This is a genomic window from Mesorhizobium sp. LNHC252B00 (genome assembly GCF_000502955.1).
Taxonomy (GTDB): Bacteria; Pseudomonadota; Alphaproteobacteria; order Rhizobiales; family Rhizobiaceae; genus Mesorhizobium.
In genome coordinates, this window is record NZ_AYWO01000008.1 from 1 (window position 1) to 13,668 (window position 13,668).

Sequence of the window (13,668 nt, forward strand, 5' to 3'; positions counted from 1 at the left end):
GAGAAGGCCCCTAAAGAATCAACCTTTCCACTCAACGCAAGACTTACTCTTACTCATATGCGATTCCCCTGCCCTTGTGGGGAGGGCTAGAGTGGGGGTTCTTCTTCGCAAGAATCCATATGCGATCCCCTCGGGGAAGCGGCCGGCGTCTTGTCGAAAACAGGCCGAGGGGCCATAAATCGATCCTCACCGGAATGCCGGACACCGCCTTGACTTACCGCACCCGCCTCCCTTATATCGCGGCTCGCTTGGCCTTCGGGCAACGAGCGGGCGATTAGCTCAGCGGGAGAGCACACCCTTCACACGGGTGGGGTCGCAGGTTCAATCCCTGCATCGCCCACCATTTTTCCTTACTGAAATTGCTGTCAACAAAAGCGAGCCGTCCACACCGTCACCGCAAGGCTGTGCCCGCAAGGCCGTCGCTGAAGATGATCGGAGCGGCAACCACCTGCATCCGCCTCAATCCGTCGGGCCGACGATTGCCGCCACCTCTTCGTCGGACAATGGCGGCCCCAGTACATCGAGCCCAAGTTCCCGCGCAACGGCGCCGAGACCGTCATGGTCGTCGGTCGTGAGCTGGCGTTCCTCGACCATCGAAAAGAACCGTTCGAACCCCCCTGGCACCACGCTGATAGTGAGATGCACGGCATCGGGCCCAAAGCCGCGCCAGGTATGCGGAATGGATTTCGGCAGTAGAACCGTGTCTCCGGCGGCCAAAGAGAAAGTCCGTTCCGGGGTCCACACCGCAATCCTGCCGTCCAGCACTTCAATGAATTCGTCTTCCCGATGATGCAGATGCTTGGCGGGACCGAACCCGGGCGGCGCCCGATAGTCGAAGATTGAATAAGTGCCTCCCGAGCCGCTGGCTCGGACGTGACAGCGCTCGCCGAACGGGCTGATCGAAACGTCAGCGCATTGAACGGCGCGATCGAAACTCAATTCACCTGGAGTACTGATATTCAACTGCATTGATGCCTCCATGGAATGTCCACCGGGACGGCACGAAGACGCGGTCGGCCAACAACAAAGCGTCGTCTTCCGAGCAGCAACTATGCACATCCATTGTGTCATCTGTGTGGATGCTCTTCGATCACGGTGTTAGCGGCCTCCAATTTGCCATTGCGGCGCAATGCGTGACGGTTCCGACAGAAACTCAAGCGCTCTCCCCGGAATTTGTTCGGCGTGATGGAAGCACGGACCGGTGCGTTGCCAGGTTTTCCACTGCCCGATGTCCGAAAGGACTACGACGGGCAATCCGGGATGAAGTAAAGTGCCATCTATATTTCTAAAATGTCACTGTTTGCAAAGCACCTGCGCAGTTTCGGACCACCAGTTGGGCAGCTGTTAATCGGCAGGCTGGATCGTCATTTATTCCCGCCGGGGAACAAACCAAGGCACCAGCGAGTTTCCTTCCGTCGCAACCTTTGAGGGAAAGCCATGTCCAGACTTCTGCTGGCGACCAGCGTCGCCGTTCTTCTTGCCGGCGGGCCGGCCTTTGCTGCCGCTCCGATCCTCGCACTGCTTCTGCATGGCGGCGGCGACCTCTCTTTGCTCCCTCTGTCGCATTGCTTCTTCAACCGTCAAATCTTTGCTCATAGGAACTGGCACACTTCGGAGCCGCTTCGGACCTTCATCTGCTCGAGTTCCCAGAACGAAACCTCGATGTGGTCATTGGCGCAGTAGACCGTGTTGCGCTCCGGTTCCAGCGCCCTGGCTTGCTTCACGGGACGGGACTTCATCGAGCCTCACCTGCCATTTGCCCGACAGGTCGCTGACTGCTTCGTACGTTTGCCACTGATGCGTAGTCGCAGTAATGGAAGGTGGCGAGATAGTCGGGGAGTCCGGGCATGAACTCCTGTTGATGGGTCCAAGCTCTGCACTCGGCCATGGAGGTCATGGATTTCACCTGGGGGAGCTTGATTAGCTCCCCCTGTTTGGTCAGAAAGATTGTGACAGCGATGGCGGTGAACATGGCCCGGTCATCCATCGACTTAAGGCTGGCGACACAATAACCGCCGGGGTTGGGACGGACGTCGCCTGAGTCAACCTCGTTGGCATGGTCGGGGCCACAGAATCTGGCGATGCGGGAATCCGCTTTTGCAGCCGTTTGCGCTGCCAGAAGAAAAGCGAGAGCGACGATGAGCTTGGTGCGATTCATGTCGTCCTCCGTTTCATCCGGTGCTGCCGGGGGATCGCTTGGAAGCGACGGCCGATTGGGCTATGCTAGGAAGCGCGCCAAGAGGGTGAAATGTCCCGAACGGCCCCTGAAATTGACCTGAAATCTGCTGAAACGGTCACGTTCCGCGGTTTTGTTTTTCTTGCGAACAGCAACGAACTCCGAACCATGGAAGGCAAAGCGGTCAATCTTCGCAGTCAGTCCGTCGAGGTGCTCTCCGTCCTCGCGGCGCGACCGGGCGAAATCGTGTCCAAGGATGCGATTATGCAGGCGGTTTGGCCCGATACCTTCGTGACCGAAGACAGCCTCACTCAATGCATTGCCGATATTCGCCGCGCATTGGCGGACGACGCGCACGTGATCGTGGAAACCGTCCCTCGAAGAGGCTACCGACTGAACGCCGATCCGTCGAACGCGGCGTACACAAACGCCGCAGCCGGCACGGAACGTGCCAAGACGCGATTCTCGCAACGCGGCTTCATTCTTGCTGCACTCGTTCTCGTCGCGGCAGCGATCGGCGCCTACTACGGCGCGGAAGCATGGCAAGCCGCTCCCGTTCGTTCGAGCGACATGCCCAGGATTGCGATCCTTCCCTTCGACGACATGAGTGCCGGTGCGGACAAGGGATATCTCAGCGATGCCGTTGCCGAGGGGATCATCACCGAGCTGGCGCGGAGCAAGACTTATGCCGTCATCGCCCGGAACTCGAGCTTCAGGTACCGCGGCCAGCCGGTTGACATTAGACAGATCGGCGATGAACTCAGCGTCGATTACGTGCTCGAAGGCAGCCAGCAGAAGATCGGAGACCGGCTGAAAGTGTCCGCCCAGTTGCTGAATGCGCATGACGGATCACATGTCTGGGCCAACTCCTACAACCGGGAGATTGGCGATCTTTTCGTCGTCCAGGAGGAAATCATCCGCACGCTTGCGGATCGGGTCGGAGTAAGGATCGAGCGACCCTTGCCACAGAGCGATGCCGCGCAGGTCAGCGCGCTCCGCTATTACCTGATAGGGAGGGCCAAGATCGGAGAGGATATCTCAGCCGAGGGGACCGAGCTGTTAAGGCAGTTCAGCCTCAAGGCGATGGAAGCGGATCCGAACTCCCAGTTCGGCTATATCGGGCTGGCCTGGTCCTATCGCAATGACGCGGTATTCGGGTGGCACGCGCAGGAACACAACCGGGACGAGGCGTTGAAACTCGCTGCCGAATACGCCGACAAGGCCATCCTGCTCGCTCCTGATAACGCTGGAGCGCATGAGGTCCGCGCCGAAATCCATACCGAAGCCGGAGAGGTCGAGCAGGCCCTTGCCCAGTACAATCAGGCGATCGCCTTGAACCCCAGCGACTCGCATATCCTCGTCATGAGTACGAACGTGCTGCTGTATGTTGGCCGCGCCGACGAAGCGATCGATCGGATCGAGCAGGCCAAGGGCATCGATCCCTTCCACCCTGACTGGTTCCACTGGCAGATGGGCTGGGCGCTCTGGGAAAAGAATGATTGCGGGGCGGCGCTGGCGGCGATGCGGAAAATGTCCAGAATCCCGAGCGGCGCACAGCGCATGCTTGCGGGGATCCACGCTTGTCTAGGAAACAAGCGAGAGGCAAAGGAAGCGCTTGCGGTGTTCCTCCAGAACACTCCCAGTGAATCCATCAGTAAAGAACGCAGGGAGTGGGACAAGATTTGGACCGCACCCGGAAGCCTCGACCGCTGGATCAAGCAGATGCGGTTCGCGGGGTTGCCGGAGTGAACGGCTGTCCGTTTGCGGCCCGGCAGAAGTCCGATTGGCCGCATAGAACCGTTGAAGCCTTTGTGTTGCGGCGGTGGTCGCCCTCAAAGCAGGATCATCGTTCGAAAGGAAATGGTGGGTGCGGAAAGTCGGCAATGGGGCCGACCTGCGCCATGGTGCGCTCGCACCCCAACTTCTGGAACGGGCCCGACGGCTGCCGTTCATCGGCGATGCCTCGAACTTCCGCAGATGGCGCTAGTTGCTCGTTCGGATCGACGAGACGAATGGCTACACTCCAGCCGAACCGGGCTCTTCTGCCATTGGCGACCGCATGCTGATTGAGTTTTGACCCTAGCGGGTGCCCTTGCATCGCCCACCATCGATTTTCCTGAATGCCGCACTCCAAACCAGCGTCAGAAGCTACACCCCGCCCCTTCCCCACCAAAATTCTTCTGGGCGAAATTCAAGGCGCTGCTGTAGCTCGTGTAGCTCTGGAACTGACAGACGTCGGAGCCGCGCCGCACCTTCATCTGTTCGAGATCCCAGAACGAAACCTCGATGTGGTCGTTGGCGCAATAGACCGTGTAGCGTAGCGTTCAGGGTTCCAGCGCCCTGGCTGCACGGGACGGGGCTTCATCGAACAGTCGGCTCACCTGCCATTTGCCCGACAGGTCGCTGACTGCTTCGTACGTTAGCCACTGATGCGTAGTCGCAGTAATGGAAGGTGGCCGGAGAGTTCGCGCACGAACTCCTGTCGATGGGTCCAAGCTCTGCACTGCGCCGGTCGAGCCGCGATCAGTGCTTCATCGAGTGCAGGATGGCCTGCATGTGCTCTTCCAGGTCGAGTTCACCCCGTGCCTCAATGGTCAACAGGTAATCGGCCTTGGCCCGGCGATCGCCTCGGCTGATCGCAGGATAGGAGCAGATGGCCAGCAATGATTCCTGTTCAATTCGGTCTGCCGTCTTGCGTTCGTGGCTGCTACTGCCCGCTTGATGAACAACCCTGTGAAGCCCGACATAGGTGGCTTCATGGGCTCCGATCAGCGCCCGCAATTCGGGTGAGGCACCTTCCCCTTCAGCAAACGTCGGTTCAACGACCGAGGCCACGGCGGTGAACGCAAGAAGTGTACGGCGGGTGACTTCGGGCATGCCTCATATCCCTGCTGTCTGATCATGCAGGCACACCATAGCACCGGCGCAACAGTTCGGAGAGATGCTCTGGGACGCGACCACACTGTCTGCTGACAAAAAGTCTTCGCTCCCGCAGCTCGCCATCCTGGGGCTGGCCGGTTGAGGGCCCTGAAAACCGAAAAGCGCGTAGCGCGTGGGGGCCCGCAAGCGACCCGCACCCCAGCGGCATGTGTGGCCTTAAGTCGCAATAACTGGCTTCCCAAAGCAGGACGTCGGGCTTCATTGACGCTGCGACCAACACCATATGGTGATCCACAGCCCTCCAAAACGAGAGAAGCTCGCCCTGACGCGGTCGCACTGCGGCCGTCAGCCGAAAATGGCTATGAACTAGGAACCTGAAAAACCATGCCTGAAAATATCAGACCAACTTCGAGAGACGTCCCCCTCATTCAGCTAGGCGTCTATCAGTGCCGCTTCCCGGTGAGCGAAGACGCGTCAGTACCCGGCGGTTATCGTTTTTGTGCCGGGCCAACTTCGCAGGATCGCGTCTATTGCAATCACCACCACGGCATCGTGACCGCCGTCGACCCTCGTCGAACCCGTTCAGGTCTCCACCCCGCTCAACGACGCGCCGCTTAAGTCAAGCGGGCGGCGGCGCCTCGAACAGGTAGCAAGGGCTCAGCGTGATGCGCTCCACATCAGTTGGGACATCGTCGGGGGCAACGACATGACGCGTGCGCATATAGCCCCCCCAATGAACCGCCAACATCCTATGGCCACGAACTGTGAAGTGGCGCATCGTAGTTTTTTGGCGCATGGCTTTTTTCTTCCGGTTAACTGCAAATCAGCGGACTAGATGGTCATGCATTCCGGCAGCGGAACAAACCGGCACGCCAGCGAGTTTCTTGCGAGGAAAATTGAGGGAAAGCCATGTCCAGATTACTTCTGATGACAAGCGTCGCCGTTCTTCTTGCCGGCGGGCCGGCCTTTGCCGCGGACGATACGCCGCTGCCGCCACCCAATGCCAAGAAACTGTCGGAGATTCTCGCCAAGGTCGAAAAGCGCGACGGCTTTCTCTATGTGAAGGAGGTCGACTGGGACAGCGGCGCCTACACCGTCACCTACTACACGGCGGATAAGGCGAAGGTCGAGATCAACTATGATCCCGTGACGGCCGAGCCGAAGTAACGGCTGTCGTCGAAGGCCGTTCGGACGCGAATTCATTGGCCGTTCCCATCGGCCTTTCCATGCTGGCGCAGCCCCTCACCTGCCTGCCGGCATCCTCTCCCCGTATAGTGACGGGGAGAGGGACGCTCGCAGACGATTTCGCCAATCACCAACGTTGCAACGATGGTACGGGCATTGCGGCCAGCCCCTTTCTCCCCGCACTAAATGTCTGGCAGGACAATGAGGGGCGGCGCCGGCTTCGACAATTGACATCCGCCACGGGTTGGAAACGGTCGCTGGTATGAGGCGATTGCCCTGCCTGCCCTTGCGCCAGATCGTCTTTGATGGCTGATTATGGCCGTTGACTGCGCCGGGGGATGGGCATGGCGACGGCGAAGCACGTGATGAAGCGCATATTGATGATGCTGGCCGGCTATCTCGTGGCGGTGCTGGTCGGCCTGATCTCAATCGCGGCGATCTATGCCGTGCTCAGTTCCTTGCCCAACTCGCCAAACTATTTCGACGTCATTGGCGTCTCGCCGATTGCGGTTCTGGTGGTGCCGCCGCTCGGCATGTTCGTTTATTTCCTGACGATTGTGGTGACTGCGCTACAGACGCTGATCTTCGCGCTGGTCGCCGAGTTCTTCTCGTTGCGCAATGTCCTGCTGCACATGGTTTTCGGCGCCGGTGCCGCGGTCGCCGGCTTCGCCCTGATCTGGCCAAGCGTACCGGAGGACATGGATACGCAACGCTGGGTCGACATCGGCATCATCGCCGCTGCCGGCCTTGTCGCCGGGTTGCTCTATTGGCTGATCGCCGGGCGGGACGCCGGCTTCCGGCGGCCGCTGCTGGAGCGCTAAAAACTAACTCGACGGTGAGCGCACCGCCTCGGTGGCGTCCAGGGCCTGCTTCAGCCGCGAGTCGCGGTCATAGACGTCGTCGAAATATTCGACCTTGCCGGACAGGTCAGGCCATGCGGTGAAATAGGCGACATAGACCGGGATATTGCGGGTCACGTTTTCGGTCGCGTGGCCGTGCTTCAACTTCTCGGCGATATAGTCCACCGACGTGCCGAGCACCGCCGCCGCCATGCCACGCGGGTCCTGCAACCGCACACAGCCATGGCTGAGCGCGCGCATGTCACGCTCGAAGAAGGATTTCTGCGGCGTGTCGTGCATGTAGATGGCGTGCTTGTTGGGGAACAGGATCTTCAGTTCGCCCAGCGCATTGGCCTCGCTCGGCTGCTGGCGCACGCTGTAGGGGATGTTCGCGCCATAGGCGCCCCAGTCGACCGCCGACGAAGGAATACGATTGCCCTGCGAATCCGTCACTTCGTAGCCGGCCCGGTCGAGATAGCCGGGATCGTTGCGCAACCTGGGCAGCATTTCGTTGACGATGATCGACTGCGGCACGCCCCAATAGGGATGGAAGTCGACCTGCTTGATCTGGTCGTAGAAGAAGGCGGTCTGGTTGGTGGTCCGGCCGACGACCACGCGCGTCTTCAGCTTTTCCTCGCCATTGTCGATATAGCTCGCCGTGAAGGCCGGCTGGTTGATGAAGACACGCGGGCTGCCGAGATCGGAAGGCAGCCAGCGCAGTTCCTCCAGCGCCACTTCCACTTTCAGCAGCTTGTCGGCCTTGGATGTCCCCGCGAGCGACGCAACGGTGCGCGGGCCGATGACACCATCGCCCTTCATGCCGGCCTTTTGCTGCACGGCCTTGATGATTGGAATGAGTTCCGGGTCATAGACTTCGCTGGTGGCCAGCCTGGACAGGATCTCGCCATAGGCGCCGCCCGTCTCGTCATCGAGATCGCGCGCGATCAAAGTCAGCAGCTTCGGCAGTTCGGGGCTGGTTTCGCCCGGCTTCAGCAACAGCTTGGGGTCGACGACGATGTCGTTTTCCGCACTTGCCTGCAGGGATTCCAGTTCGACGCGCAGCGCCTGGTATTCCGCATTCTGCGGATGCCGCGATTCGAGATAGGTGCGCACTTCCTGGGTATGCGCCAGCGTTTTCAGCACACCTTGCAAGTCGAGGGGCTTGGCCGGGAAATCATAGTAGCCGGTCATGCGGTTGGGCTCGACGCGGCCGTCCTGGGCGTCATGAGCATAGCGAAGCACGCGCGCCGACAGCGCCATCTCGAAACGGACGAGTTCTTTCAATTGGGCATTGGGGTCGGCCGTCGACGTAGCTACGGCGGGCACTTCGACCGTATAGTCGGCCGGCGTGAGGCCGTAGCTTGAAGCTTCGCCAAGCACCCGAACAGCATCCTGTGCTCGGCTGTTGAGGCTGGTCCCTGTTACCCAGATGAAATCCGGATTGGCCGAGTAATAGGCGATCAGCGCCTTGGCGATATCGGGCTCGGCATAAAGTTCGTAATCATTCAAGCTGGCAACGGCATCGCGAAACGCAGCAACGGTCACTGACGGCACGAAAGCCGCATCCTGCGGCACCGCCGGCCCTGGCTTCGCCGCCAGCGCCGAGAAGTCGACGCGGACCAGCCGATCGGCCTTGTAGGTGTAATAGGACGGGCCGCTGATTCTCACGCTGCCACCGCCGCCCGGCACTTTCGGCTTGTTCTTCGGCGGCTGCGGAAACTCGCCTTGCGGCGCGTGCTTGACGCCGCCGCCGAAAAGCATGTCGAACAGCCCCTGCGCACCTGCTTGCGGGATACCGAAAGCGAGCGTTGCCGTGATCGCCATCAGCGGCACCGCAGCTGCCTTGTTTCCGAGGAATTTCATGGATCACCCGCTCCGGCCGCAACCGGTTCCCGTTCCGCACGCTAGATCGTCTCGCTCACCGCATGGCGGATGTAAGGCGCGACTATGCTGATTCATACCGATTTCGTTAAGCTTTCATAAATTTTGGAACGTCTGTTGCAGAACGGTTTCACAACATCGTGACGGCTGGAGCGGGGTGTTTGCGTCCAGCCGGGAAATCCATTGCAGATCAGGCGTTGGCGCCGCCATCGATGGTCAGCGCGGCGCCGGTGACGAATCGGCCCTCCGGGCCCGCCAGCCAGGCAACCATGCCGGCGATGTCCTCGGCCCTGCCGAATCGCGGCGTCGCCATCTTCTGGCGCTGGTGCTCGGCATGCGGACCATCGGCCGGGTTCATGTCGGTGTCGGTCGGCGGATTTCGACTGCGCCGCCGGTTCAGCACGGCATGTCGATCCAGGCGCGTGACGGTGCATCGCACGCCGCCCTGCTGGCCACGGTGGCCGGGGCCATGGCGCCCTGGAAGACGATGGCCGCAACCAATGCGGCGTGACAAACGCCGGCTGGTGTGCTCGAAATTCGCCAGCAAGCCGGGAGGGATGAAAGCGTGAAAAAGGGCTATCGCGAACTGCTGGACGAGGCGAACGCCGAGATCGAGGTGGTTTCGCCCGAGGAAGCAGCCGGGCTGCTCGACGATGAAGACACCATCTTCGTCGATCTGCGCGATCCGCGCGAAGTGGAGCGCGACGGCCGGATTCCCGGCGCCAAGCATGTCACCCGCGGCATGCTGGAATTCTGGGTCGATCCCGAAAGCCCCTACCACAAGCCGTTCTTCGCCTCGGGAAAGAGCTTCGTCTTCTTCTGCGCAGGCGGCTGGCGCTCGGCGCTGGCCACCAAGACGGCGCAGGACATGGGGCTTGCGCCGGTAAAGCATATCCTTGGCGGCTACACCGCCTGGAAGGCGGCCGGACTGCCGGTCGAACCCGGCGAGAAGAAGAAATAATTTCGATCGCCGGTCAATGCAGCAGCGACGGCTCGCGATGCGCCACGAAGCCGACCGCGCGTTCGATCACACCCTTGTCCGCAAGAATGCGGCGATGGCCGAGCCCGTCTGCCCAGTAGAGCCGCACATGACCGCCGGCGCCGGCATAGCGCCTTGCGTGATCGGCCGAAACCTCACGGTCGTCCGGTGCGTGGATGACCAGGGTCGGGACCGGCGCCTGGGCGAGCTGACGGTCGCCGGTGAATTCGTGCAGCGGCCGACCGGAAAGATGTTGGACACGATCCGCCATTGCGGCTTGCGAGCGCGGACCGACATTGAGCATGCGGCTGAAGTCGGCGAAGATCGCCGGCAGGGAACTTGGCGCCGCGATCAGCACCAGGCGTCCGGCCGCCAGCGGCGGGATGTTCTTGACCGAACCGGCGACGGCATTGGCGGCGACGGCACCGCCGAAGGAGTGACCGACCGCTGCCACGAACGGGCCGAACCACTCACCGGCAACCCGCACCGCATCAACGGCATTGACCATGTTCAGCCGCCTGCCCTGCGACTGGCCGTGGCCCGGCAGATCAATGGAAACCACCCTGTAACCGGCGGCGCGATAGCCTTCGATCAGCGCGCGCATATATTCGGTGCGCGAGCGCCAGCCATGTACGACAAGCACCCTGCCGACGGCTACCCTGCCCGGCTCCGGCCGGAACTCGTGCACCATGACGCAGCCGGTCGCGGTCTTGAGCCGGTGATGGCGCGCCTCGGTCATGAACTCGGCAGCGCGATCGACTGCGCGCCGTTCGCCATCGCTGAGCGCCTTGACGTTCGGTGTGCGGCAGAACAATTCGAACGCCGCGCGCCCGGTCAGGCGCGGCGCGACACGCTCGGCCGCACCAAACACGCCCCGGATGACCTTCAGCCCGAATGATGCCATAGTGAGAATCCATCCATACGTTCAAGCATGAACATAATAGTTCAAAGATGAACAATAAACAAGAGCTACCTTGGGACAACCCGCGCTTTCGCAACTGGGTCGCGGTAGCGCGCGCCTGCCATGTGCTTGAGCGCACGCTGGCGGTGAAGCTGGGGCCGCTCGACCTGAAGCCGGCGCAGCTCGATGTGCTGATGAACCTCTACCGCCATCCCGGCATGTCGCAGCACGACCTTGCCCGCAAGCTGCTCGTCGGTCGCTCCAACATCACCATGCTTCTGCCGCAGCTGGAGGCGCGTGGCCTGCTGCGCCGCGAAGGCGACGACAAGGACAAGCGCATCCTGCGGCTCGCGCTCACCGAGGCCGGCGAGGCGCTGCTGATGCAGGCGCTGAAAGTGCACATGGCGCTGATCGAGAAGGCGATGAGCCAGTCGACGCCGGAACAATGCGACATGATCGGCGAGCAGATGCGCAAGATTTATGAGGTGCTGAAGGAGGCGTGACCGCCCCTCAGCCCAAACTTACCACATCGTCTTCTTCGCCCGCTCCGGCCATTCCTTGTCGTAGGTGTCGCCATCGATGTTCTTGCGGCTGGTGATTTCCAGGATCTGTCCGGGCGTCGGCAACGACTTCGGGTCGACATGCCTCGCCGGATTCCAGAGTTCGGAGCGGACGATGGCGCGGGCGCATTGGAAGTAGACCGAATCGATGTCGACAACGGTTACCGATCGCGCCGCCTTGCCTTCAACCGCGAACGACGCGCATAGCGTTGTGTTCGTGGTGATATGAGCGCGACCATTAACGCGCAACGTCGTGCCGGAGCCCGGCACCAGGAACAGCAGGCCGACGCGCGGGTCGCGGATGATGTTTCGAAGCGAATCGGCGCGGTTGTTGCCGCGACGGTCCGGCATCATCAGGGTTTTCGGATCGTGGATGCGCACGAAGCCAGCGAGATCGCCGCGCGGCGAGCAGTCAAGCCCCTCCGGCCCGCTCGTCGCCAATGCGACAAACGGTGAGGACTCGATGAAAGCGGCGTATTCTGGAATGACACGGTCGAGTTCCTTGACCAGGGAGGCCTCGCCCGGAACGCCATAGAGCGCTTCGAGCTGCTCGACTGTGGAGATGACGGACATCTTTTTCGCCTCCAAACCTTCGTCGGCGTTACTCCACTTCGATGACGCCTTGACGACAACGACAGCAGCACGGTTCCGAAAAGTGTGAGCGGTTTTCGGACGACATCTTGCTCGATCTCTTCGCCTCTAGCGGTCCCGGCTCAAGCCCTTTTCCGCAAGCTCTGCCAGATAGGCTTCCCAGCGCGCATCCTTCTCGTGGCCGAGCGTGTGCAGGTAGTTCCAGGTGAAGATACCGGTGTCGTGGAAATCGTCGAAGGTGATGCGCACGGCGTAGTTGCCGACCGGCTCGATCTTGAGGATCTTGACATTGCGCTTGCCGGGAACCGTCACACGCTGTTCGGGCGAGTGACCCTGCACCTCGGCCGATGGCGAGGCGACGCGCAACAATTCCGCCGGCAGTTCGAACGGCCGATGATCGGGAAAGGTGACGGACAGCACTTTGCGGTCCTTCGAGACCCGGAGTTCTTTCGGTGCGGTCATGCTGTTCGATCCGTATTATCCACCCTTCCCTACGCCGCTTCGTCGAACGGGAAAAGGCTGTTTGACGCCGACCGACATGCTATGTCGGCGAGGGATGTTGCGAAAGATCAACAACCGCTATCTTGAATGACAGGCTGGATCGTATCACATAGCGGTATATAACGATGCCGCTCACGGCCACGGGAAGCGCTCGAAGCATGGACATGATCGACCCATTCGGTCGCACGATCAGCTATCTCAGGGTGTCGGTCACCGACCGCTGCGATTTCCGCTGTACCTATTGCATGGCCGAGGACATGGCCTTCCTGCCGAAGAAGGACCTGCTGTCGTTGGAAGAACTCGACCGGCTGTGCAGCGTCTTCATCGAAAAGGGCGTCAGGAGATTGCGCCTCACGGGCGGTGAGCCGCTGGTGCGCAAGAACATCATGCATCTGGTGCGCCAGCTGTCGCGGCATCTCGAAAGCGGCGCGCTGGAAGAACTGACGCTGACCACCAACGGCTCGCAACTGTCGCGCTTTGCCGCCGAACTCGCCGATTGCGGCGTCAAGCGCATCAACGTCTCGCTCGATACGCTCGACGCCGACAAGTTCCACAAGATCACCCGCTGGGGCCATTTCGACAAGGTCATGCAAGGCATCGACGCCGCGCAGGCGGCCGGGCTGAAGGTCAAGCTCAACGCGGTGGCGCTGAAGGATTTCAACGACGCAGAGCTGCCCGGGATGATGCGCTGGGCGCATGGCCGCGGCATGGACCTGACGGTCATCGAAACCATGCCGATGGGCGAGATCGACGCCGACCGCACGGACCAATACCTGCCGCTGTCGCTGCTGCGCGCGTCGCTGGAACGCCAGTTCACGCTGACCGACATCCCCTTCAAGACCGGCGGGCCGGCGCGTTACGTCCATGTCGCCGAGACCGGCGGACGCCTCGGCTTCATCACGCCGATGACGCATAATTTCTGCGAGAGTTGCAACCGGGTCCGGCTGACCTGCACCGGCACGCTCTATATGTGCCTCGGCCAGGAGGACGCGGCTGACCTGCGCGCGCCCTTGCGGGCCTCCGAAGGCAACGAACTGGTCGCCGAGGCCATCGACGAAGCGATCGGCCGTAAGCCGAAAGGCCATGACTTCATCATCGACCGTCGCACCAGCCGCCCATCGGTGTCACGCCATATGAGCGTCACCGGCGGCTGATCTTTTCGTGAAATTCAGGTA

At 61.2% G+C, this 13,668-nt stretch carries 15 protein-coding genes, 1 tRNA gene and 1 pseudogene; 7 read left to right on the top strand and 10 right to left on the bottom strand.

The window, feature by feature from the left end; genetic code table 11:
* The first annotated feature begins 268 nt into the window (after positions 1-268).
* Positions 269-343, top strand: a tRNA-Val gene (locus tag X744_RS157370).
* Between the two features lie 116 nt (positions 344-459).
* Here the strand turns inward: X744_RS157370 and X744_RS0136755 are convergent.
* From X744_RS0136755 to X744_RS157365, 4 genes are all read right to left on the bottom strand, one after another.
* On the bottom strand, positions 460-969 hold the full coding sequence (locus tag X744_RS0136755) for a cupin domain-containing protein (protein WP_023759154.1): 510 nt from the start codon (positions 967-969) through the stop codon (positions 460-462).
* A gap of 399 nt (positions 970-1,368) precedes the next feature.
* Positions 1,369-1,596 carry a hypothetical protein gene (locus X744_RS0136760; protein WP_031260169.1) on the bottom strand — a complete coding sequence of 76 codons (228 nt, stop codon included), beginning with the start codon at positions 1,594-1,596 and terminating at the stop codon, positions 1,369-1,371.
* Entirely contained in the window at positions 1,593-1,739 is a 147-nt protein-coding gene (locus X744_RS1000000173650; RefSeq protein WP_156938535.1) for a hypothetical protein, read from the bottom strand. The genes X744_RS0136760 and X744_RS1000000173650 overlap by 4 nt, the downstream gene beginning before the upstream one ends.
* Positions 1,736-2,158, bottom strand: coding sequence for a hypothetical protein (locus tag X744_RS157365; protein WP_023759156.1), 423 nt, complete (start codon positions 2,156-2,158; stop codon positions 1,736-1,738). The genes X744_RS1000000173650 and X744_RS157365 overlap by 4 nt, the downstream gene beginning before the upstream one ends.
* Positions 2,159-2,248: 90 nt before the next feature.
* On the opposite strand from X744_RS157365, the gene X744_RS157360 reads away from it, so the two are divergent.
* Positions 2,249-3,925, top strand: coding sequence for a winged helix-turn-helix domain-containing protein (locus tag X744_RS157360; RefSeq protein ID WP_023759157.1), 1,677 nt, complete (start codon positions 2,249-2,251; stop codon positions 3,923-3,925).
* Between the two features lie 774 nt (positions 3,926-4,699).
* Here X744_RS157360 and X744_RS157355 read toward each other — a convergent pair.
* Positions 4,700-5,053 carry a hypothetical protein gene (locus tag X744_RS157355; RefSeq protein WP_023759161.1) on the bottom strand — a complete coding sequence of 118 codons (354 nt, stop codon included), beginning with the start codon at positions 5,051-5,053 and terminating at the stop codon, positions 4,700-4,702.
* A 912-nt stretch (positions 5,054-5,965) separates the two neighbouring features.
* On the opposite strand from X744_RS157355, the gene X744_RS157350 reads away from it, so the two are divergent.
* Positions 5,966-6,223: a PepSY domain-containing protein gene (locus X744_RS157350; RefSeq protein WP_023759162.1), complete on the top strand. Its 258-nt coding sequence runs from the start codon at positions 5,966-5,968 to the stop codon at positions 6,221-6,223.
* 356 nt (positions 6,224-6,579) lie between these two features.
* Positions 6,580-7,062, top strand: coding sequence for a hypothetical protein (locus X744_RS157345; protein ID WP_031260170.1), 483 nt, complete (start codon positions 6,580-6,582; stop codon positions 7,060-7,062).
* 3 nt (positions 7,063-7,065) lie between these two features.
* Here the strand turns inward: X744_RS157345 and X744_RS157340 are convergent, their stop codons facing one another.
* Positions 7,066-8,943 carry a murein L,D-transpeptidase gene (locus tag X744_RS157340; protein WP_023759164.1) on the bottom strand — a complete coding sequence of 626 codons (1,878 nt, stop codon included), beginning with the start codon at positions 8,941-8,943 and terminating at the stop codon, positions 7,066-7,068.
* A gap of 208 nt (positions 8,944-9,151) precedes the next feature.
* A pseudogene (locus tag X744_RS1000000170980) lies at positions 9,152-9,331 on the bottom strand (SDR family oxidoreductase); the annotation flags it as partial.
* A 195-nt stretch (positions 9,332-9,526) separates the two neighbouring features.
* Here X744_RS1000000170980 and X744_RS157335 point away from each other — a divergent pair.
* Entirely contained in the window at positions 9,527-9,922 is a 396-nt protein-coding gene (locus X744_RS157335; protein ID WP_023759167.1) for a rhodanese-like domain-containing protein, read from the top strand.
* A gap of 13 nt (positions 9,923-9,935) precedes the next feature.
* Here X744_RS157335 and X744_RS157330 read toward each other — a convergent pair whose 3' ends face one another.
* Positions 9,936-10,844, bottom strand: coding sequence for an alpha/beta hydrolase (locus X744_RS157330; protein WP_023759168.1), 909 nt, complete (start codon positions 10,842-10,844; stop codon positions 9,936-9,938).
* A gap of 47 nt (positions 10,845-10,891) precedes the next feature.
* On the opposite strand from X744_RS157330, the gene X744_RS157325 reads away from it, so the two are divergent.
* Complete coding sequence (locus X744_RS157325; protein ID WP_023759169.1) at positions 10,892-11,344, top strand: MarR family transcriptional regulator; 453 nt, start codon at positions 10,892-10,894, stop codon at positions 11,342-11,344.
* Between the two features lie 18 nt (positions 11,345-11,362).
* Here the strand turns inward: X744_RS157325 and X744_RS157320 are convergent, their stop codons facing one another.
* A complete protein-coding gene (locus tag X744_RS157320) occupies positions 11,363-11,974 on the bottom strand; it encodes a pyridoxamine 5'-phosphate oxidase family protein (RefSeq protein ID WP_023759170.1) in 612 nt (203 codons plus the stop codon).
* 126 nt (positions 11,975-12,100) lie between these two features.
* Positions 12,101-12,454, bottom strand: coding sequence for a DUF971 domain-containing protein (locus X744_RS157315; RefSeq protein WP_023759171.1), 354 nt, complete (start codon positions 12,452-12,454; stop codon positions 12,101-12,103).
* Between the two features lie 197 nt (positions 12,455-12,651).
* Between X744_RS157315 and moaA the strand changes: the two genes are divergently transcribed.
* Positions 12,652-13,647, top strand: a complete 996-nt coding sequence (gene moaA, locus X744_RS157310) for a GTP 3',8-cyclase MoaA (RefSeq protein ID WP_031260171.1) — start codon at positions 12,652-12,654, stop codon at positions 13,645-13,647.
* Positions 13,648-13,668 lie beyond the last annotated feature (21 nt).

What these genes read in the sequence shown, in the direction of transcription:
- moaA (WP_031260171.1), top strand. Translation starts at nt 12,652, where the DNA reads ATGGACATGATCGACCCATTCGGTCGCACGATCAGCTATCTCAGGGTG.
- X744_RS157330 (WP_023759168.1), bottom strand. Translation starts at nt 10,844, where the DNA reads ATGGCATCATTCGGGCTGAAGGTCATCCGGGGCGTGTTTGGTGCGGCC.
- X744_RS157320 (WP_023759170.1), bottom strand. Translation starts at nt 11,974, where the DNA reads ATGTCCGTCATCTCCACAGTCGAGCAGCTCGAAGCGCTCTATGGCGTT.
- X744_RS0136755 (WP_023759154.1), bottom strand. Translation starts at nt 969, where the DNA reads ATGCAGTTGAATATCAGTACTCCAGGTGAATTGAGTTTCGATCGCGCC.
- X744_RS157365 (WP_023759156.1), bottom strand. Translation starts at nt 2,158, where the DNA reads ATGAATCGCACCAAGCTCATCGTCGCTCTCGCTTTTCTTCTGGCAGCG.
- X744_RS157340 (WP_023759164.1), bottom strand. Translation starts at nt 8,943, where the DNA reads ATGAAATTCCTCGGAAACAAGGCAGCTGCGGTGCCGCTGATGGCGATC.
- X744_RS157345 (WP_031260170.1), top strand. Translation starts at nt 6,580, where the DNA reads ATGGGCATGGCGACGGCGAAGCACGTGATGAAGCGCATATTGATGATG.
- X744_RS157350 (WP_023759162.1), top strand. Translation starts at nt 5,966, where the DNA reads ATGTCCAGATTACTTCTGATGACAAGCGTCGCCGTTCTTCTTGCCGGC.
- X744_RS157315 (WP_023759171.1), bottom strand. Translation starts at nt 12,454, where the DNA reads ATGACCGCACCGAAAGAACTCCGGGTCTCGAAGGACCGCAAAGTGCTG.
- X744_RS157325 (WP_023759169.1), top strand. Translation starts at nt 10,892, where the DNA reads ATGAACAATAAACAAGAGCTACCTTGGGACAACCCGCGCTTTCGCAAC.
- X744_RS0136760 (WP_031260169.1), bottom strand. Translation starts at nt 1,596, where the DNA reads ATGAGCAAAGATTTGACGGTTGAAGAAGCAATGCGACAGAGGGAGCAA.
- X744_RS157355 (WP_023759161.1), bottom strand. Translation starts at nt 5,053, where the DNA reads ATGCCCGAAGTCACCCGCCGTACACTTCTTGCGTTCACCGCCGTGGCC.
- X744_RS1000000173650 (WP_156938535.1), bottom strand. Translation starts at nt 1,739, where the DNA reads ATGAAGTCCCGTCCCGTGAAGCAAGCCAGGGCGCTGGAACCGGAGCGC.
- X744_RS157360 (WP_023759157.1), top strand. Translation starts at nt 2,249, where the DNA reads ATGTCCCGAACGGCCCCTGAAATTGACCTGAAATCTGCTGAAACGGTC.